Raw genomic sequence first — 18,571 nt, 5'->3', positions numbered from 1 at the left:
CTAGGTGTGAAGTTTCAATAGGTTGTTACGGGTGTTCACCCGGATTGGTTCTGAGAGACTGGGAATCGCCAAACGCCCAACCCTCAACACCCCAATCCAGATGAACACCCATAAGAATGCCCGATTAACGTACCTGCGGCGACTAGAAATGGTTCAAGACATCACCAAACGCGGTCTGTCTGCCTCACAAGCAGCTCTCAAGCAGGGTGTCAGTGCCGTCACTGCCCGCAAGTGGCTGGGGCGCTACCTGGCCGATGGCGCTTGCGGTCTGCTGGACAAATCTTCACGTCCAGCTCGCAGCCCGCGTCAGGTTGACCCGAGCGTAGCTCTGGTCATCGTGGAGCTGCGTCGCAAGCTGATGCTGCAAGCGCAGATCGCCTCCTATGTCGGCGTGTCCAAGGCAACTGTGAGCCGGGTCCTCAGGCGCGCTGGACTCTCCCGCCTCACTGATCTGCGGCCACCCGAGCCGGTGCAACGCTACGAGCGAGAGCAGCCCGGCGAGCTGCTCCACATCGACATCAAGAAGCTCGGACGTATCGAGCGGCCTGGCCACCGAGTCACCGGCACTCGCCAGGGCCGCATCCAAGGCGCTGGCTGGGAATTTCTCTACGTCGCCGTGGATGACCACAGCCGGGTGGCGTTCACCCAGATGTACCCGGACGAGCGCAAGGAGAGCGCCGTGAGCTTCCTGGAGGCTGCGGCGGCCTACTACGCAGGCCTGGGCATGCCGGTGCAGCGGCTCATCACCGACAACGGCCCGGCATTCCACTCCAAGGCGTTCGTCAAGAGGTGCCACGAGCTGGGCATGAACCAGAAGTTCACCCGTGCATACCGCCCGCAAACCAACGGCAAGGCCGAACGCTTCATTCAATCAGCCCTGCGGGAATGGGCCTACGGCCACTCCTACGAGCATTCTGATCAGCGCCTGGCTGCATTGCCCCGGTGGAATCACTTCTACAACTGGCACCGCCAGCACCATGGGATCGGGCTCAAACCACCCATGTCCAGGCTCTCAGCTACAAACAACCTCTTGACACTTCACATCTAGGAGTCTGGGCGGCAGAAGAAAAGTTGGTCAAAAACTGACGTTTTTGGGTGTGCCTGACCCCTTGCCTACAGCGAAATAACGCAGCCTAAGCGATTCTGACCGGTCGAAAATATTTCTCGAATTTTCAAATCCTTCTGCCGCCCAGACTCATAGCGTGCAGGTCACGCCCGCGGCAGCGTCACCCCAACCTGCCCCTGGTACTTGCCGCCACGGTCCTTGTAGCTGACCTCGCAGACATCGTCCTTGTCGCTCTCGAAAAACAGCACCTGGGCACAGCCTTCGCCCGCGTAAATCTTGGCGGGTAGCGGCGTGGTGTTGGAGAACTCCAGCGTCACGTAGCCTTCCCACTCGGGCTCAAACGGCGTGACGTTGACGATGATGCCGCAGCGCGCATAGGTGCTTTTCCCCAGGCAGATGGTCAGCACATTGCGTGGGATGCGGAAGTACTCGACCGTGCGGGCGAGCGCGAAGCTGTTGGGCGGGATGATGCAGCTGTCGCCGCTGAAATCGACAAAACTCTTTTCATCAAAGTTTTTCGGATCAACCACCGTGCTGTGGATATTGGTGAAAACCTTGAACTCGGGTGCGCAGCGGATGTCGTTACCGTAGCTGCTGGTGCCGTAGCTGATGATCTTGCGGCCTTCGCTCTCGCGGATCTGGCCCGGCTCGAAAGGCTCGATCATGCCGGTGCTCTCGGCCATGCGGCGTATCCATTTGTCGCTTTTGATGCTCATTTCGGGAAATTCCTCAGGTTGCCTAGATTGTAGGCAAGCCAGGACAGGCACTGAGCGAAACGCCAAGCGCTATCATTTTAGTAGCTGCTTGCGCCCACCAATCAAGGGCCAGAGGCAAATTCTGCTTGAGAAATCACGGCCTTCGCGATAACCCGGTCATCGCCCAGCACAATCAGCGCAAACAGCAGCTCGTCCAGGCTGCCAGCCTGCGCGGTCTTGCGTGCCAGCAGCGGTGTGGCCTGCGGGTTGAGCACCACAAAATCGGCCTCGCAGCCCGGCAGCAGGTTACCAATCACCCCTTCCAGACCCAGCGCACGCGCCGCGCCGCCGGTGTGCTGCCACCACAGCTGCTGCGGCTTGAGAGAAACACCCGCCTTGGTCTGGCCCTCGCGGCCCACGTAATACGCGGCCAGCATGGTGTGAAACGGGCTGAAGCTGGTGCCGCCACCGACATCGCTGGCCAGGCCGTACAAAAACCCGCTGCGGTCCGCCGCCGCATAGTCAAAAAAACCGCTGCCCAGAAACAGGTTGCTGGTCGGGCTGACCGCTGCTGCGGTGCCGGTGTCACGCATCAGCGCGCGGTCTTCGTCGTCGATGTGGATGCAGTGCGCATACACGGCACGCGGGCGCAACAGGCCAAACTGGTCATACACGCTGAGGTAACTGCGTGCCTGGGGATAGAGCCGATGCACCCAGGCAATTTCGTCCTTGTTTTCAGCTACGTGGGATTGGATCCACACATCGGCGTAGGTAGCGGCCAGCTCGCCAGCGCCGCGCAACTGCGCCTGGCTGCAACTGGGCACAAAACGCGGCGTGATGGCATAACCCAGGCGGTCCACCCCGTGCCAGCGCCGGATCAGGGATTCGGTGTCGATCAGGCTTTGCTCGGTGTTGTCACGCACGCCGTCCGGCGCGTTCTGGTCCATCAGGCACTTGCCAGTGATCAGGCGCAGCTGGCGCTGTTGCGCTTCGGCAAACAGGGCGTTGACCGATTCCGGGTGCGAAGTCGCAAAGGTCAGCGCGGTCGTGACCCCGTGGCGCAAAAGTTCTGCTATGAAAAACGTAGCTGTCTGCGCGCTGTGGTCGTGGGCGGAGAAGCGTTTTTCCTGTGAAAAAGTGTAGTTCTCCAGCCACGGCAGCAGGCCTTCTGCCGGCGAGCCGATCACGTCAAGCTGGGGGTAGTGGATGTGCATGTCCACAAAACCGGGCGCGATGATGTGACCCGGCAGGTGCTCCACCTGCACGTCGGCAAAACGCGCTGCCAGCGCCTGCCAGGCGCCCACCGCCTGCACCACCTGCCGCCCCTGCGCATCAGGGCCGACCACCAGCAAGCCGTCTGACTCCAGCGCAGCTTGACCGGGGGATGGAAAGGTAAGGATGGAGGCGCGCCAGGCTTTCATGACTGCAAGGTTAACGCAGCGATCGGGGCTTGCAATACGCAAGCTGCAATAACCGTTATTTGCCCAGCTTGCCCTGCACGCCCTGTACGAGAAAATTCATGCCCAGAATTTGTGCGTCGCTGAGGGTTTGTCCGGCAGCCAGAACGATGGTCCCCTCGTTGTCGCGCAGATCGGCACGCGCAGTGAACGGGTGCAACTTGCCTGTGGCTATCTCTTTCTGGCGCGCCATCACCTCGTCAGCCACTTTTTGCGGCACCTTGGGGCCGAAGCTGTCCACGCGGATCATGCCCTCCTTCACCCCGCCCCACAGCGCCTGGCTGCTCCAGCTGCCATCGAGCACAGCCTGCGCGCGCCGGGTGTAGTAGTCGCCCCACTGGTGCGTCACTGCCAGCAATTGCGCGTCAGGCGCAAACTTGCGCATGTCGGAATGGTAGGCAATGGCCAGTTTTCCGCGCTCTTGGGCGGCGCTCATCACGGCGGTCGATCCAGTGTGAAAGGCCATCACTTCCACGCCCTGGTTGAAGAGTGTCATCGCTGCCTCGCGCTCGCGCGGGGGGTCAAACCAGGCGCCCAGCCAGACCACCTTGACCGTCGCCTGTGCATTGACCGAACGCATGCCCAGGGTAAAAGCATTGATGCCCTGGATCACCTCGGGAATCGGAAAGCCCGCCACATACCCTGCACTACTGGCCATGCGACCCGCCGCAATACCCGCCAGGTAACGGCCTTCGTAGTAACGCGCATTGGCCACCGCCACATTGGCTGCAGTTTTGTAGCCGGTGATGGACTCGAACTTGACGTCAGGGAAGTCCTTCGCCACTTTCAGTGTCGGCTCCATATAACCGAAGCTGGGCGTGAAAATCAGCCGATGGCCCTGGCTGGCCAGATCGCGGATCACACGCTCGGCATCGGCGCCCTCGGCGACGTTTTCAACAAAGCTGGTCGTCACGCGCTCACCCAGCCTGGCTTCAATCGCCTTGCGGCCATCGTCATGCTGGCGCACCCAGCCGGCCTCGGTCAGCGGCGCTACATACACAAAGCCGATTTTCAAAGGCGGCTTGGCAGGTGGCGGGGATTGTGAAAAAACGGGAAGAACAAAACAGGCGGCCGCGAACGCGGCAGCGAGGTTTTTATACATGGTGGTCCTCTACATGGCCCCGGAAAATAAAAAACACCAGCTCGCCGGGACAGCGTGCGGGTGAACCCCTAGTTTAGCCGCTCAGTCCAGCAGCGCTTGAGCGCACGTCTTTACCAGCACGGGCCGCGGATCTGGCTCTGCCAGTCCGCAGGCTGGCGGCTGCGGCTCCGAACCTGCCTGGGCAGGTTTGGGCAGGTTTGGGCAGGCACCAGAAGCGAGGCCTGTGGCGAGCGGCGGCCTGCAAGGTGCAGAGAGCTACAGGCAGTGAGCGAACGTAGGGGCTAATAAGCCATGCAGGCAATATCCCACAACGCCTGCTGGAAAGGCTCCTCGGACACCGCCACCCAGCGGCGCGGAACCGGGTCTTCAAACACCACCTGCCCCATGCCCATCTGCTCCGACAGCAGCGCGACGGACAACATCCGCGCGCGCTGGCCCCTGCAATCAAACTCGCTGTGGTGCAACCGCGAGAAATAACCTTTCTCGTCGGCAATCTGCACCAACTGGTAGTCCATCAGCCACCACATTCTGACCAAACCGCCCTTGGCAGAGGTACCGCGCGCAGTGGTCCGGTCGATATAGGTGATGACCATCTGATCGACCATCACCGGCATCCACTGGGCAGCAGCCCCCCCACTGAGGCAGGCGATGGCAAGGGCGATGAACAGGCGTTTCATGGTGATGGCGTCAGCAGATGCTCCAGCAATGATAGTGCGGTCTGGCCGAAAACAGGCCCAGACCCGCCCCAGGAGGCGATAATCCCGGAAAACGGCGCCACGCCATCGAAGGAAGCAGCGAAGATGCAGATGCATGACAAGGACATTTACACCCTGACGACAAAGGGCCAGGAAGAATTGCGCAGCGGCGCAAGCACCCTGAACCCGGCGGAGATTGAACTGATGGTCAGGATAGACGGGTCGCAGACCCTGAGCCAGCTCAGGGCCGGCATGACGCCCGCCGCCGCCGGCGTGTTCACGGCAGCCTTCATGACACTGCAGGACAAAAAGCTGGTCAAGCTGGCGGAAGTCGACCCTTTCACCGAGCAGTTCACCGCGCGCATGAGCGATTTTGCGGTCACCCAGGCCGAAGACGAGGCCGACACGGGTGCTGCCTCCCTGAAAAAAGCCGGCTACTACGTCCGGATCGCCAGGCCGCGCGGCCCGGCCAAACTGCGGGATCCGGGTCAGCCGCTGTCGGCGATTGTGGTGGACGACGAACCCATGCTGGCCAAATTCATCCAGAGCTACCTGAGTTTCGAAGGTTTCAGGGTGCGCGTGGCAAGCAATCGTGAGGAAGTCGTGACCGAGTTCCGCAAACAGCCGGCCCCTGACCTGATCCTGCTGGACGTGGTGCTGCCAGACGCCGACGGCTTCGACATCCTGCTCCGGCTGCGCCAACACCCGGCGCTCAAGGATGTGCCGGTCATCATGCTGACCGGCAAGGCCACCCGCGAAGCGGTGCTCAAGGGCCTGGCTGCCGGCGCTGACGGTTATGTCACCAAACCCTTTGAGGCCGATGCACTGATGCATGTGGTGCGCACCGTGCTTGCGCTACCGGCCGAACCTGAAGGCCCCGCCCTCCCGATGCTCTGAAGGCGGGCGGCCTGCTGCGTCTTATCCGCGAAAACTCTCGAAACATTCGTCCAGGCGCGCAATGTTGCGGCGCCTGGATGTCTCATCGATAAAACTCGCCTCGAAACTGTTGCGGGCCAGCTGGTAAGCGTGCTGCGCATCCATGCCTGTTGCGGCAAAAGTCTGCGTGAAGTTGTCATTCATGTAGCCGCCAAAGTAGGCCGGGTCGTCCGAGTTGACGGTGGCCGCCAAGCCCGCATCCAGCAGCTGGCGCAGATTGTGCTGCGCCAGAGCGGGAAACACACACAGCTTGAGGTTGGACAGCGGGCACACGGTCAGCGCAATGCGGTCTTTCGCCAGGCGCTGCATCAGCAAGGGGTCCTGAATGGCCTGCACGCCATGGTCGATACGTTCGACCTTGAGAACGTCCAGCGCGGTCCAGATGTAGGCGGGCGGGCCTTCCTCGCCCGCGTGTGCCACCAGATGCAGGCCGAGTTCGCGGCAGCGCGCAAACACACGCGCAAATTTCTCCGGCGGATTGCCGACTTCGCCGGAGTCCAGCCCCACCCCGATGATCTTGTCGCGCCACGGCAGCGCCTGTTCCAGGGTTTCAAAGGCTTCTGTTTCGCTGAGGTGTCGTAAAAAACACAGGATCAGCGAGGCACTGATGCCGAGTTCAGCCTGCGCATCCACACAGGCGCGGTGCAGGCCACTGATCACGGTTTCCATGGCCACGCCGCGGGCCGTGTGCGTCTGGGGGTCGAAGAACAACTCGGCATGGACGACGTTGTCCGCCGCAGCTTTCAGAAAGTAGGCGCGCGCCATGTCGTAAAAATCCTGCTCCTGGATCAGCACGCTGGCACCGGCGTAATAAATGTCCAGAAAACTCTGCAGGTTGGTAAACGCATAAGCGCCGCGCAAGTCCTCCACGCTGGCATACGGCAGCGCCACGCCATTGCGTTGGGCCAGCGCAAAAATCAGCTCCGGTTCGAGCGAGCCTTCGATGTGGATATGCAGCTCGGCCTTGGGCATCAGGCGCAGCAAATCGGGCAATCTCCCGGGCGATACAGGTCGAACGGCGTTCATAGGGCCTCCAAAAAAAGAAAAAGCCGCCCGCAGGCGGCCCTCACCCCCGCCCCTCCCTGAGGGGTAGGGAGACGGGATTCAATTGCCCGGAACTTTGCCTTCCACGCCCTTGACGTAGGTCTTCAGACCCCCGAGAAACTTGTCGTCGGCCACCGTGTCCTTGGCAATCAGCTCTTTGCCGGTGTTGTCCATGATGGGGCCCTTCCAGATCGAGAACGATCCGTCTTTCAAGCCTGCCTTGATCTCATCGATGCGCTTCTTGGTGTCATCCGGCACGTCGGCAGCCACCGATACCATGTCGATGGCACCCTCCTTGACACCCCACCAGACCTGGCCGGTGGCCCATTTGCCTTCCAGCGCGTCGCGCGTGGCCTTGATGTAGTACGGTGCCCAGTTGATGATGGCCGAACCCAGGTGGGCCTTGGGGCCATAAGAGGTCATGTCCGAATCCCAGCCGAAGGCGCGCTTGTTCATCTTCTCTGCGGTCTGCAGCACGGCCGACGAATCGGTGTTCTGGAACAGCACGTCCGCGCCGCCGTTGATCAGCGAGGTGGCGGCTTCGGTTTCCTTCGGTGGATTGAACCACTCATTGACCCACACCACCCTGGTTTTGATCTTCGGGTTGACCGACTGCGCTCCCAGCGTGAAGCTGTTGATGTTGCGCACCACTTCGGGGATGGGGATGGAGCCCACCACACCCAGCGTGCCGGTTTTGGTCATCTTGCCGGCAATCACGCCCGCCATGTACGCGCCTTCGTACGTGCGGCTGTCGTAGGTACGCATGTTGTCGGCGGTTTTGTAGCCGGTGGCGTGTTCAAACTTCACGTCCTTGAAGTCGGGCGCCACTTTGAGCATGGGCTCCATGTAGCCAAAAGTGGTGCCAAAAATCAGCTTGTTGCCCTGGCTGGCCATGTCGCGGATCACGCGCTCTGCGTCGGCGGACTCGGGCACTTTTTCGACAAAACTGGTGACGACCTTGTCGCCAAACTCTTTTTCAATCGCCTTGCGGCCATTGTCGTGCGCAAAGGTCCAGCCGCCGTCGCCGACCGGGCCTACATAGGCAAATGCAATTTTCAGAGGTGCGGGCTTGGCTGGCGCTGGTGCAGCGGCAACCGGTGCCGGCGCCGGTGCAGGCATGGGCTCTTCTTTTTTACCGCAGCCCATCAGCGCGGCTGAAGCAACTGCGGAAAGTGCAGCCAGCTTGAGCAATGAACGTTTTTGCAAGTCAGTCATGTCGTCTCCTGTAGCGACGGTGAAGCCAGAGTTTGGCGAAAAAACCCGATTATGAACCGGGGTAGAAAGGTTTTCCAATCGAAGTGGGCATGTTCAGCCTGATCCAGCGCGGGTTGCGCGAGATCAGCACCAGCACCACGATGGTGGCCAGGTAGGGCAGCATGGTCAGAAACTGGGGCGGCACATCCACCCCCAAACCCTGAAGGTGAAATTGCAGCATGGTCACACCGCCAAACAGATAGGCACCAAGCAACACCCGTGCCGGGCGCCAGGTGGCAAAAGTGGTCAGCGCCAGCGCAATCCAGCCCTTGCCGGCAATCATGCCCTCAACCCACAGCGGCGTGTAAACCACGGACACATAAGCGCCCGCCAGACCGCACAGCGCGCCCCCCGCGACCACGGCCATCAGCCGGATGCGCCGCACCGGGTAACCCAGTGCGTGGGCCGACTCGGGGCTTTCGCCGACCGAGCGCAGCACCAGCCCGGCCCGGGTGCGGTACAGAAACCAGATCAAGGCCAATGTCAGCGCCATGGCGATGTAGACCATGGGGTGCTGGCGAAACAGCGCCGGGCCGATCAGCGGCAGATCGCCGAGAAGCGGGATGGCAAATCGACCTTGCTCGGGCAGCTTTTCCTGCACATATTTGATGCCGGCAAAGGCCGAAAAACCGGCACCAAACAGGCTCAGCGCAAGGCCGGTGGCGTACTGGTTGGTGTTGAGCCAGATCACCAGCACGCCAAAAATGGCCGCCAGCACGGCGCCCGCCGCCATACCGGCCAGAAAACCCAGCCAGATGTTGCCGCTGTGCACCACGGCAGCAAAACCCGCGATCGCGGCGCAGAGCATCATGCCTTCGGCGCCCAGGTTGACGATGCCGGCTTTTTCATTGATCAACAAGCCCAGCGCGGCAATGGCCAGCACGGTGCCCGCACTCAGGGTGGCGGCCAGCAGCAGAGCAACGGCGTCCATCAGCGGGCCCCTTTCGCCACCGGCAAGCTGCGGCCGGTCCATCGCACGCGGTAAGTGATCAGGGTGTCGCAGGCCAGCAGGCTGAACAGCAGCAGGCCCTGGAACACACCCGTCAGTGATTTGGGCAGGCCCAGGCGCGACTGCGCCAGCTCACCGCCTATATAGAACATGCTCATCAGGATGGCCGAAAAAACCATGCCGACAGGATGCAGGCGGCCAACAAACGCCACAATGATGGCGGCAAAACCATAACCCGCTGGCACATAGGGGGTCAGCTGGCCAATCGGTCCGGCCACCTCCAGCGCACCGGCCAGGCCAGCCGCGCCACCCGATGTCAACAGCGCAACCCACAGGGCCTTGCGTGACGAGAACCCGGCGTAACGCGCCGCGGCGGGCGCCAGGCCGCCGACCTGCTGGGCAAAACCGGCGTAAGTGCGAAACAGGAACACCCACAAAGCCGCAGCGCCCGCCAGTGCCAGCAAAATGCCTATGCTCACGCGCGAGCCCTGCATCAGGCGCGGAATCTGCGTCACCGCCTCAAAGGTTTTGGTCTGCGGAAAGTTGTAGCCCTGCGGATCTTTCCAGGGGCCGAACACCAGATAACTGAGCACCATGTCGGCCACATACACCAGCATCAGGCTGACCAGGATTTCATTGGCATTGAAGCGGTCACGCAGCAAAGCCGTGATGCCCGCCCAGACCATGCCGCCAAGCACACCGGCGGCGATGATGGCCGGCACAATCCACGGCCCGGTGCTCTTGTCCGCCAGCAGGGCCACACCACCGGCAGCCACAGCGCCTATGACAAACTGGCCCTCGGCGCCGATGTTCCAGATGTTGGAACGAAAACACACCGCCAGCCCCAGCGCAATGATCAGCAAAGGCGTCGCCTTGACCATCAACTCGCTCAGCGCATACGGCGACTTGATCGGCTCCCAGAAAAAGACCTGCAGGCCGCGCACCGGGTCTTTGCCAAGCGCTGCAAACAGCGCCACGCCGATCAGAACCGTGATCAGAAGCGCCAGCAGAGGCGAGCCAAGGCTCCACCATTGGGACGGCTGCGGGCGCGCTTCAAGCTTGAGCATGGCTGCTCCCCGCATCGGCCGTCCACAGGCCGCTCATCCATTGCCCCACCCGCTCCAGCGTGGCTTCGGCGCGCGGCAGGCTGGGCGACAGCTGGCCCTTGGCCATCACGTACAGGCGGTCGCAGATGTCAAACAGTTCTTCCATCTCTTCGCTGACCACCAGCACCGCACAACCGTTGTCGCGCAGTTTGAGCAACTCGCCGCGTATCTGCGCCGCGGCGCCCACATCCACGCCCCAGGTCGGCTGCGAAACAATCAGCAGCGCGGGCTGCGCCTCAATCTCGCGCCCCACCAGAAACTTCTGCAGGTTGCCGCCCGACAGCGACTGCGCTGCGGCCTGCGGGCCCGCCGCCTTGACCTGGTAACGCGCAATGATGCCGGCCGCCTGCACGCGCAAGGCCGGCAGCCGTAGCCAGCCACCGCGCCCGACCGCGTTGCGCCGAGTGAGCAGCAGGTTGTGGGCCAGGCTGAGCGTCGGCACCGCGCCGCGTCCCAGCCGCTCTTCCGGCAGAAAATGCAGGCCCAGCTCGCGGCGCTGCGCCGGATTGAGCCGGCCCACAGCCTGCCCCGCCAGCTGGATCGCCGATGGTGCAGCGCGTGTGTCTTCACCCGACAGCGCATACAGCAGCTCTTTTTGCCCATTGCCCGAAACACCCGCGATACCGACCACCTCACCGGCCCGCACCTGCAGGGCAATCTGCTGCAAGTCCACGCCAAACTGGTCTTCGCGCTCCAGGCTCAAATCGCGCACCTCGAGCACGGTGGCGCCCAGCGACACCTCGCGGTGCTCCAGCGCCGGCGGCTCGGCGCCAATCATCAAGCGGCTCAGCGAAGCGTTGGTCTCCTCGCGCGGATCGCAGACGCCCGTGACCTTGCCGCCGCGCAGCACGGTGCAAGCCGTGCACAGCGCGCGGATTTCATGCAACTTGTGGCTGATGTACAAAATACTGCAGCCGCGCGCGGCCAGCTGGCGCAGCGTGACAAACAGGTTTTCCACCGCCTGCGGTGTCAGCACCGAGGTCGGCTCATCCAGAATCAGCAGCTTGGGCTGGGTCAGCAAAGACCGCACAATTTCCACCCGCTGGCGCTCACCCACACCCAGGGTGTGCACCGGCCGCGTGGGTTCCAGCTGCAGCCCGTACTCTTGTGTGGTGGCGATGATGCGGCGCGAGACCTCGGCCAGGCTCAGGCTTTTGTCCAGACCCAGCCAGACGTTTTCAGCCACGGTCAGGGTGTCAAACAAACTGAAATGCTGGAACACCATGGCGATGCCGAGCGCCCGCGCCTCCTGCGGGTTGCGCACCGTCACGCTGCGGCCATCCACCGCCATGCTGCCGGCGTCGGGCTTGACCGCGCCGTAGATGATTTTCATCAGTGTTGATTTGCCGGCGCCGTTTTCACCAAGCACGGCATGGATTTCACCGGGCTGTACCGTCAGCGAAATGCCACTGTTGGCCACCACCGCCGGATAGGCCTTGGTGATACCTGTGAGTTGCAGGCGCGGCACGGCAGAGCCCTGAGCAGCAGCCGGCAAAACAGTGGAATCAGCGGAGAGAGGGGAACCAGTCATTGCCTCGAATTCTTTATATGTTTTGTGCTTCCAGCCCTTGGTGCATATGCGCAAGCAGCTATTGTTTTCGTAGCGCCGCAGCGACGGCCTTGACCCGCTCACGCAGCCATTTGGCCGAGGCCGAGGCATGGGTGCGCTCGTGCCAGAGCTGGTAATACATCATGCGCGGGAAGTCGATCGGGCACGGCAGGATTTTCACCGGCAGCACGCCGGTAAAACGCTCGCAGTACTGGCGCCCCGTGGTCAGCACCAGCAGGCTGCCGGCCACCATGGCTGGGATCAGCCCGAAATGCGGACAGCGCACGGTGATGTTGCGCTGCACTTGCAAGGTGTCCAGGTGGGCGTCGATCACCCCCTTGGCACCCGGGTGCGTCGGCGTCGGTGCAATGTGTTCGGCGGCCAGCCAGCTGGCGCTATCCCATCCGCGACGCACCGCCGGGTGGTCCTTGGCCACCAGGCAAACCACCTCGTCGCCAAACAGCCGCGCCATGTGCAGGTCATCAGGCGGCGCCGGCCAGTTGCCGATCACGATGTCGAATTCACCCTGCGCCAGGCGAGTGCGGTAGTCGGACTCGCCCGACAGCGGATGAATGTCCACATGGCACAGCGGCGCCTCGTTCTTGATCTGGGCCACCAGTTGCGGCAAAAACAGCGGGTCCATGTAGTCGCTGGCGGCCAGGCTGAAGGTGCTGGTGGCAGTGGCCGGGTCAAACCCGCGCGCGTCGCTGAAGAGCACCTCCGCGGCCCGCAAAATGCGCGCCGACGGCTCGATCATGCGCAGCCCGGCATCCGTAGGCACCATGCCGGGGCCAGAGCGCACCAGCAGCGGGTCACCCGCCAGCGCACGCAGGCGTTTGAGCGCCGCGCTGACAGCGGGTTGGTACATTCCAAGTCGGATGGCGGCGCGCGAAACGCTGCGTTCGGTCAGCACGGTGTTCAAGACCCTTATGAGATGGAGGTCTATCTTGTCGAATAAGGCCTGGTCTTTCATACCTTTTTGTACATCGCGCTGATACGCCTATGGGTATACCGGCCCTGAACGATTGGGTTTACCCTAGGAAACATGGACATGCAATCGCCTCATAAAACCATTCAATTCGTCAAGGGTGGCCAGGTGGTCTCGCTCGCCAATGTACCACCCAGCCGCACGCTGCTGGAGGTGCTGCGCGAGGACCTGGCATGCACCGGCACCAAGGAGGGCTGCGGTGAAGGCGACTGTGGCGCCTGCACCGTCGTGGTCGGTGAGGCCGAGGGCGGAAAGATTCATTACCGCGCCGTCAACAGCTGCATCAAGCTGGCGCATTCCATCGACGGTATGGCCTTGTGGACGGTGGAAGACCTGGCAGCGCAAGACGGCACACTGCACCCGGCCCAGCAAAGCATGGTGGATTGCCACGGCTCCCAATGCGGCTTTTGCACACCCGGTTTTGTCATGAGCCTCTTTGGCATGTACCAAAACCATGTTGCCTGCGGAGAACCCATCACCCGCGAGCTGGCGCAGCAGGAGCTGTCGGGCAATCTGTGCCGCTGCACCGGCTATCGGCCTATTTTTGATGCGGCCCAGCAGATGGCGGCCCTGCCCACGGTGGCTGTCGATGAAACCGATTTGCTATCAAAATTGGAGCTGCTTGCGCACACCAGTAAAGGGCTGGAGGCCAATTTGGCTTACAACTCCCCCTCTACACTGGCCAGCCTGCTGCAGGCCCGCGCCGCCCACCCCGACGCCCAGCTTGTCGCCGGCTGCACCGATGTCGGCCTGTGGGTGACCAAGATGCACATGCAGTTTGGCAAGGTGCTGGACATCACGCAGGTGCAGGAGCTGCGCCGCATTGAAGACTACCCGCAGCACATCGCCATAGGCGCGGCCGTCACACTCAGCGACGCTTTTGCCGCACTGGCGAAGGAACGGCCGCAGTTGAAAACGTTTGCTGCCCGTTTTGCCGGCCTGCCGGTGCGCAACTCGGGCACCCTGGGCGGCAACGTGGCCAACGGCTCACCGATTGGGGACTCGATGCCGCTGCTGATCGCCCTGGGCGCAAACGTGGTGCTGATGAGTGTGCGCGGCCACCGCGAGATGCCGCTGGAAGCGCTGTACACCGGTTACCGCAAAAACGTCATGGCAAAAGACGAGGTGCTCGCGTGGATCAAGGTGCCGAAACCGGCACCTTCGGAAATGCTGAAGGTCTACAAGATTTCGAAACGCTACGACGACGATATTTCGGCGGTGTGCCTGGCCGTCAACCTGCAGATCGATGAAGGTGTAGTGCGCCGCGCATCGCTGGGCGCAGGCGGCGTCGCTGCCACGCCAGTTCGTGCTTCGCAGTCCGAATCCGCTCTCTTGAACAAACCGTGGGCACTGCAGACCGTGCAGCAGGCCATCAGCACCCTGCGCGCCGAGTTTTCACCGATCTCCGACATGCGCGCGTCAGGCGCTTACCGACGCGAGGTACTGGGTAATTTGTTGCAGCGTTTCTGGCTGGAGAGTCAGGGCCTGCAGCAGATCAACCTCGAGTCCTTTGTGCTGGAAGAGGTGGCGCCATGAACGCCCGGGACAAGACCCAGAACGAGGGCCCGGTCAGCCGCGCAGACAACCCGTCCGCTCCGCAGGTACAGCTTGCCCCCGTGACGCCACCGCCTGGGGCGAACGCCCCCGCGCGCGGCGCCGCAGGCCGCTCTCACAAGCACGAAAGCGCGCGCGCCCAGGTGGCCGGCGCTGCCACCTATGTCGATGACATTGGCGAGGTACGCGGCACGCTGCACGCTGCACCCATTCTTTCAACCGTCGCTCATGGCCGGCTGCGCGGTGTAGATGCCTCGGTCGCGCTGGCCATGCCCGGTGTGCGTGATGTGATTCTGGCGCGCGATGTGCCGGCTGACCCGCTGCTGGCGACCTTTGTGCACGACGAGCCAGTGTTTGCCATCGACAAGGTCGAGCACATCGGCCAGGTCATCGGCCTGGTGATCGCCAGCTCGGTGATGCAGGCGCGCCGCGCTGCACGCAAGGTGCAACTCCACATCGAAGAATTGCCACCCGTTCTGGATGTGCGCGAGGCGCTGAAGCTTGAAAGTTATGTCTTGCCGCCGGTGTTTGTAAAACGCGGTGACGCGGCGCAGGCCCTGAAAACCGCCCCCCACACCCTGAGCGGACAACTCGAAGTGGGTGGCCAGGAACATTTTTATCTGGAAGGCCAGATCGCCTACGTGTTGCCGCAAGAGCAAAACCAGTGGCTGGTTTATTCCAGCACCCAGCACCCGGGTGAAGTGCAGCACTGGGTGTCGCACGCGCTGGGCATCAGCAACCATGCGGTGCGGGTTGAATGCCGGCGTATGGGCGGCGGTTTTGGCGGCAAAGAGACCCAGGCCGGGCACCTGGCGGTGTGGGCCGCGGTTGCAGCGAACAAACTCCAGTGCCCCATCAAACTGCGGCTGGACCGCGATGACGACTTCATGGTCACCGGCAAACGCCACCCCTTTGCCTACGACTACACCGTGGGCTTCGACAACAGCGGCCGCCTGCACGGCCTGAAACTGATGATGGCCGCCAACTGCGGCTTCAGCGCCGACCTGAGCGGCCCGGTCGCCGACCGCGCGATTTTTCACACCGACAACGCCTACTTTCTGGAAGACGTCGAGATAGCGTCCTACCGCTGCAAGACCAACACCCAGAGCCACACGGCCTTTCGTGGCTTCGGTGGGCCGCAAGGTGTGGTGCTGATTGAAAACATCCTCGGCGATATTGCGCGGCACCTCAGGCTGGACCCGCTCGATGTGCGCAAGCGCAACCTCTACGGTGTCGAGGAAAGAAACCTCACGCATTACGGCATGAAGGTCGAGGACAACATCCTCGAACCCCTGCTATCAAAACTGGAGCTGACTGCGCAATACCGACAAAGGCAAACGGCCATTTCGGCATGGAACGCGAAGAGCCCGGTGATCAAGCGCGGCATCGCCATCACGCCGGTGAAGTTCGGCATCTCCTTCACCGCCACCTTGTTCAACCAGGCCGGCGCGCTGGTCCATGTCTACACCGACGGCAGTGTGCAAGTGAACCACGGCGGCACCGAGATGGGCCAGGGCCTGAACACCAAGGTGGCGCAAATTGTTGCCGACGAACTGGGCGTGGCGTTTGAAGACGTGCTGGCGACGGCCAGCGACACCAGCAAGATACCGAATGCCTCGGCGACCGCCGCCTCGGCAGGGACCGACCTGAACGCCCGTGCGGCTCAGTTCGCCGCGCGCAATGTGCGCGACAACCTCGCGCAGTTTGTGGCTGGCCTGGACGGCTGCGGCGCAGGCGCCGTGTCTTTTGCGGGCGGCAACATCAGCTCGCCCAAAGGCCGCCGTCCCTTTGCCGAAGTGGTGCGCCAGGCCTATGCCAACCGCATCCAGCTCTGGAGCGACGGTTTTTACCGCACGCCAAAAATCCACTACGACAAAACCACCCTGACCGGCCGGCCGTTTTATTACTTTGCCTACGGCGCCGCCTGCAGCGAAGTCGCCATCGACACGCTGACCGGCGAAAGCCGCGTGCTCAAGGTCGACATCCTGCACGACGTCGGTACCTCCATCAACCCGGCCATCGACATCGGCCAGATCGAGGGCGGTTTTGTGCAGGGCATGGGCTGGTTGACCACCGAACAACTGGTCTGGAATGACAAGGGCCACTTGAGCACCCATGCGCCCAGCACCTACAAAATTCCGGCGACCGGGGACATCCCCGAACACTTCAAGGTGGATTTGTGGCCCGAGCCCAACCGTGAAGACAACGTCTTCGGCAGCAAGGCCGTCGGCGAGCCACCCTTCATGCTGGCCATCAGTGTGCTGGAGGCACTCAAGGAGGCGATTGCAGCGGCGCGGGGCGACGGAAACACGGTGAGTTTGATAGCGCCTGCGACAGCGGAGAATGTGCTGAAGGCGCTAACGGTTTGAGCACTCTAAAAACCCAATGCGTTCATCGCACAGCCTGTTTCGATCTGGCTGTTCGCAAGCAACTGGATTTGGATTGCTCCTGTGAACCTCTTCCTTGTGCTTGCCTCTGGCAGAGCCATCCGCCTTGATTCCTGACTGGTTGGAAGCGCTGGGCGGCGAACCGGCGATCTCAGTTCAGTGACCCAGGTCTGCAACCAGCTTATCTGCCGCCTGAACGGCCTCATCACGAGTGAGCCAAGTCCTGTCGCTGTCGTGCAAGGGCGGTAGCGATTCAACGTGAATGACCTCGATGTACCAAGGACCGTCAGGGAAATGACACAGCTTGGCCATGTAATGCCGCCCGCTTGCGACGCCAGGGACGTATTCCTCAATCGGCTCTGGTTCTTCTATTGGCATCCGGTTTCTTTCTAAATCCCGATTATCCGCAACCCACCCCACCCTTCCGTCGGGGGTCTCTTTTTTGACGGCATCATGGACGCCCTTGATCTTTTCGCAGTCGCTGGCGGCTTCAGCACCGGGGCTGCCGTGCGGGCACGGAGCACCGCTCAATCCTTGAGGTCCACCCCCAGCACAGCAAGCTTTTTCGCATACGAATCCCTGCGTTTTGCTGCCTTTGCTGCTGTTTCGACGGCCGCCTGAATCGCCTTGGGCCCTTTTGCCCCAACAGCTTTGATCAATCCGAACTTGTGAGCAGCGTCTGCCTCCGCCCTCCTGAAAGTGGCGATGAGCTCGGCATGGGTAAGGGATGGATTCACAGGGACCTCTTAATCTAAAGCGCCATTTTCTGCGCCTTTTTCGCCCGTACACGGCGAGAGCATGATCGCCCAGCGCGAGATCTACAACGCCGAGGTTTCGGGCCCGATGCCGTCTTTCAAGTTGTTGCCGCGAACTTCCGCTTCGCAGGCGGAAGCGGTCTGTCATGTTCGCCAATTGAGCGACAGGTTGAATCCGCCGCCAGAATCGGTCATTCGCGCAAGTTGAGCCGCGTAAAAAAGTCTTCCTTGCCGGAACGTTCTGGCCGTTTGAAAGATTTACGGCGCGCTGCCGAAAGCGTAATCTGGTCGACGGCCGGTGGAGCCCTTCATAATCAAGGCCTGCCTCCCGCTTGTCTGAGATGGCTACCCTTGATCATGGATAAATTATTGCTGCAACAGCAGGTGCTGAAACGGCTCGCCGAAGACCTGCTGCAAGCCGAACAGGCAGCGCGGGCGGCCCATGAAACGGCGACCCACGAAGAAAATATCGCCGAAAACAAATACGACACATTGGGACTCGAAGCCGCCTACCTGGCCACCGGCCAAGTTCGGCGCGCCGAAGCCATCCGCAAAGCGCTGGCCAACTGGCGCCAATTCCGCCCGCGTCCCTACGACGTCAGAAAAGGTATACAGCTCGGCGCGCTGGTCTGCATGGTCGATTCCGACGACAAGCAGCAACACCTCTTTCTCGGCCCGGATGGGGGCAGCATGAAGTTGGTCAGCGGCACTCAGCTCGTTCAGGTCGTCAGCAGCGAAGCCCCTTTGGGCAGGGCCATGCTGGGCAAATGCGAGGGTGATGAGGTGTCGATCCAGGTCGCTCTAATCCGACAGCAGTTTGAGGTGCTACGGGTTTATTAAACCGTGAACGACTCCTGTGTCTCGAGACCAGTTGGTGCCTGGCGGCAGATGAAGGACAGCATTCAGTCTGAAGCAGCCCTCCGATTTCATAGGCGCAATTTTCCGGTCTAGCCGAAAACAGCGATCAACTTGGTTCATCCATCAACGTCGAACTTGAAACCAGGCCTTCTTGCGAGGCCGGTTCGCAACCGCCC

The 18,571-nt window shown here is 61.9% G+C and carries 17 protein-coding genes; 6 read left to right on the top strand and 11 right to left on the bottom strand.

Annotated elements, in window-relative coordinates; genetic code table 11:
- Positions 1-100: 100 nt before the first annotated feature.
- Positions 101-1,048: an IS481 family transposase gene (locus tag Q8L50_RS05725; RefSeq protein ID WP_305347701.1), complete on the top strand. Its 948-nt coding sequence runs from the start codon at positions 101-103 to the stop codon at positions 1,046-1,048.
- Positions 1,049-1,209: 161 nt separating this feature from the next.
- On the opposite strand, the gene dcd is transcribed toward Q8L50_RS05725, so the two are convergent.
- From dcd to Q8L50_RS05705, 4 genes are all read right to left on the bottom strand, one after another.
- Complete coding sequence (gene dcd, locus Q8L50_RS05720; protein WP_305347700.1) at positions 1,210-1,782, bottom strand: dCTP deaminase; 573 nt, start codon at positions 1,780-1,782, stop codon at positions 1,210-1,212.
- A gap of 101 nt (positions 1,783-1,883) precedes the next feature.
- On the bottom strand, positions 1,884-3,182 hold the full coding sequence (gene guaD, locus Q8L50_RS05715) for a guanine deaminase (protein ID WP_305347699.1): 1,299 nt from the start codon (positions 3,180-3,182) through the stop codon (positions 1,884-1,886).
- 55 nt (positions 3,183-3,237) lie between these two features.
- Positions 3,238-4,320 carry a BMP family ABC transporter substrate-binding protein gene (locus tag Q8L50_RS05710; RefSeq protein ID WP_305347698.1) on the bottom strand — a complete coding sequence of 361 codons (1,083 nt, stop codon included), beginning with the start codon at positions 4,318-4,320 and terminating at the stop codon, positions 3,238-3,240.
- 281 nt (positions 4,321-4,601) lie between these two features.
- Positions 4,602-4,997: a surface-adhesin E family protein gene (locus Q8L50_RS05705; RefSeq protein WP_305347697.1), complete on the bottom strand. Its 396-nt coding sequence runs from the start codon at positions 4,995-4,997 to the stop codon at positions 4,602-4,604.
- A gap of 123 nt (positions 4,998-5,120) precedes the next feature.
- Here Q8L50_RS05705 and Q8L50_RS05700 point away from each other — a divergent pair, with 123 nt between their 5' ends.
- A complete protein-coding gene (locus tag Q8L50_RS05700) occupies positions 5,121-5,912 on the top strand; it encodes a response regulator transcription factor (protein WP_305347696.1) in 792 nt (263 codons plus the stop codon).
- 21 nt (positions 5,913-5,933) lie between these two features.
- On the opposite strand, the gene Q8L50_RS05695 is transcribed toward Q8L50_RS05700, so the two are convergent.
- The 6 genes from Q8L50_RS05695 to Q8L50_RS05670 form a co-directional block, all read right to left on the bottom strand.
- Entirely contained in the window at positions 5,934-6,977 is a 1,044-nt protein-coding gene (locus tag Q8L50_RS05695; RefSeq protein ID WP_305347695.1) for an adenosine deaminase, read from the bottom strand.
- A gap of 78 nt (positions 6,978-7,055) precedes the next feature.
- Positions 7,056-8,210 (bottom strand): BMP family ABC transporter substrate-binding protein, encoded by a 1,155-nt coding sequence (locus Q8L50_RS05690; RefSeq protein ID WP_305347694.1) that lies wholly within the window; start codon positions 8,208-8,210, stop codon positions 7,056-7,058.
- A 49-nt stretch (positions 8,211-8,259) separates the two neighbouring features.
- Entirely contained in the window at positions 8,260-9,180 is a 921-nt protein-coding gene (locus Q8L50_RS05685) for an ABC transporter permease (RefSeq protein WP_305347693.1), read from the bottom strand.
- The gene (locus Q8L50_RS05680; RefSeq protein ID WP_305347692.1) at positions 9,180-10,265 is read right to left on the bottom strand and encodes an ABC transporter permease; all 1,086 of its coding nucleotides are present in this window, start codon (positions 10,263-10,265) and stop codon (positions 9,180-9,182) included. The genes Q8L50_RS05685 and Q8L50_RS05680 overlap by 1 nt, the downstream gene beginning before the upstream one ends.
- Complete coding sequence (locus Q8L50_RS05675) at positions 10,252-11,835, bottom strand: ABC transporter ATP-binding protein (protein ID WP_305347691.1); 1,584 nt, start codon at positions 11,833-11,835, stop codon at positions 10,252-10,254. The genes Q8L50_RS05680 and Q8L50_RS05675 overlap by 14 nt, the downstream gene beginning before the upstream one ends.
- A gap of 58 nt (positions 11,836-11,893) precedes the next feature.
- A complete protein-coding gene (locus Q8L50_RS05670) occupies positions 11,894-12,826 on the bottom strand; it encodes a LysR family transcriptional regulator (protein ID WP_305347690.1) in 933 nt (310 codons plus the stop codon).
- Between the two features lie 72 nt (positions 12,827-12,898).
- On the opposite strand from Q8L50_RS05670, the gene xdhA reads away from it, so the two are divergent.
- Both xdhA and xdhB read left to right on the top strand, forming a co-directional pair.
- Positions 12,899-14,377, top strand: a complete 1,479-nt coding sequence (gene xdhA / locus Q8L50_RS05665; RefSeq protein WP_370869755.1) for a xanthine dehydrogenase small subunit — start codon at positions 12,899-12,901, stop codon at positions 14,375-14,377.
- Positions 14,374-16,764: a xanthine dehydrogenase molybdopterin binding subunit gene (xdhB, locus tag Q8L50_RS05660; protein ID WP_305347688.1), complete on the top strand. Its 2,391-nt coding sequence runs from the start codon at positions 14,374-14,376 to the stop codon at positions 16,762-16,764. Before xdhA ends, xdhB begins: the two co-directional genes overlap by 4 nt.
- Positions 16,765-17,309: 545 nt before the next feature.
- On the opposite strand, the gene Q8L50_RS05655 is transcribed toward xdhB, so the two are convergent.
- The gene (locus Q8L50_RS05655) at positions 17,310-17,519 is read right to left on the bottom strand and encodes a hypothetical protein (protein ID WP_305347687.1); all 210 of its coding nucleotides are present in this window, start codon (positions 17,517-17,519) and stop codon (positions 17,310-17,312) included.
- A 61-nt stretch (positions 17,520-17,580) separates the two neighbouring features.
- Between Q8L50_RS05655 and Q8L50_RS05650 the strand changes: the two genes are divergently transcribed.
- A complete protein-coding gene (locus Q8L50_RS05650) occupies positions 17,581-17,745 on the top strand; it encodes a hypothetical protein (RefSeq protein WP_305347686.1) in 165 nt (54 codons plus the stop codon).
- A 149-nt stretch (positions 17,746-17,894) separates the two neighbouring features.
- Positions 17,895-18,377 (top strand): GreA/GreB family elongation factor, encoded by a 483-nt coding sequence (locus tag Q8L50_RS05645; protein WP_305347685.1) that lies wholly within the window; start codon positions 17,895-17,897, stop codon positions 18,375-18,377.
- The last annotated feature ends 194 nt before the right edge of the window (positions 18,378-18,571 follow it).

This window comes from Polaromonas sp. (genome assembly GCF_030680935.1).
Lineage (GTDB): Bacteria > Pseudomonadota > Gammaproteobacteria > Burkholderiales > Burkholderiaceae_C > Polaromonas.
The sequence above is the reverse complement of the archived record's forward strand: the minus strand, read 5'-3'. Positions and strand labels throughout refer to the sequence as shown.

Coding starts and splice junctions, on each gene's coding strand:
- Q8L50_RS05725 (WP_305347701.1), top strand. CDS start 101: ATGAACACCCATAAGAATGCCCGATTAACGTACCTGCGGCGACTAGAA.
- dcd (WP_305347700.1), bottom strand. CDS start 1,782: ATGAGCATCAAAAGCGACAAATGGATACGCCGCATGGCCGAGAGCACC.
- guaD (WP_305347699.1), bottom strand. CDS start 3,182: ATGAAAGCCTGGCGCGCCTCCATCCTTACCTTTCCATCCCCCGGTCAA.
- Q8L50_RS05710 (WP_305347698.1), bottom strand. CDS start 4,320: ATGTATAAAAACCTCGCTGCCGCGTTCGCGGCCGCCTGTTTTGTTCTT.
- Q8L50_RS05705 (WP_305347697.1), bottom strand. CDS start 4,997: ATGAAACGCCTGTTCATCGCCCTTGCCATCGCCTGCCTCAGTGGGGGG.
- Q8L50_RS05700 (WP_305347696.1), top strand. CDS start 5,121: ATGCAGATGCATGACAAGGACATTTACACCCTGACGACAAAGGGCCAG.
- Q8L50_RS05695 (WP_305347695.1), bottom strand. CDS start 6,977: ATGAACGCCGTTCGACCTGTATCGCCCGGGAGATTGCCCGATTTGCTG.
- Q8L50_RS05690 (WP_305347694.1), bottom strand. CDS start 8,210: ATGACTGACTTGCAAAAACGTTCATTGCTCAAGCTGGCTGCACTTTCC.
- Q8L50_RS05685 (WP_305347693.1), bottom strand. CDS start 9,180: ATGGACGCCGTTGCTCTGCTGCTGGCCGCCACCCTGAGTGCGGGCACC.
- Q8L50_RS05680 (WP_305347692.1), bottom strand. CDS start 10,265: ATGCTCAAGCTTGAAGCGCGCCCGCAGCCGTCCCAATGGTGGAGCCTT.
- Q8L50_RS05675 (WP_305347691.1), bottom strand. CDS start 11,835: ATGACTGGTTCCCCTCTCTCCGCTGATTCCACTGTTTTGCCGGCTGCT.
- Q8L50_RS05670 (WP_305347690.1), bottom strand. CDS start 12,826: ATGAAAGACCAGGCCTTATTCGACAAGATAGACCTCCATCTCATAAGG.
- xdhA (WP_370869755.1), top strand. CDS start 12,899: ATGGACATGCAATCGCCTCATAAAACCATTCAATTCGTCAAGGGTGGC.
- xdhB (WP_305347688.1), top strand. CDS start 14,374: ATGAACGCCCGGGACAAGACCCAGAACGAGGGCCCGGTCAGCCGCGCA.
- Q8L50_RS05650 (WP_305347686.1), top strand. CDS start 17,581: ATGATCGCCCAGCGCGAGATCTACAACGCCGAGGTTTCGGGCCCGATG.
- Q8L50_RS05645 (WP_305347685.1), top strand. CDS start 17,895: ATGGATAAATTATTGCTGCAACAGCAGGTGCTGAAACGGCTCGCCGAA.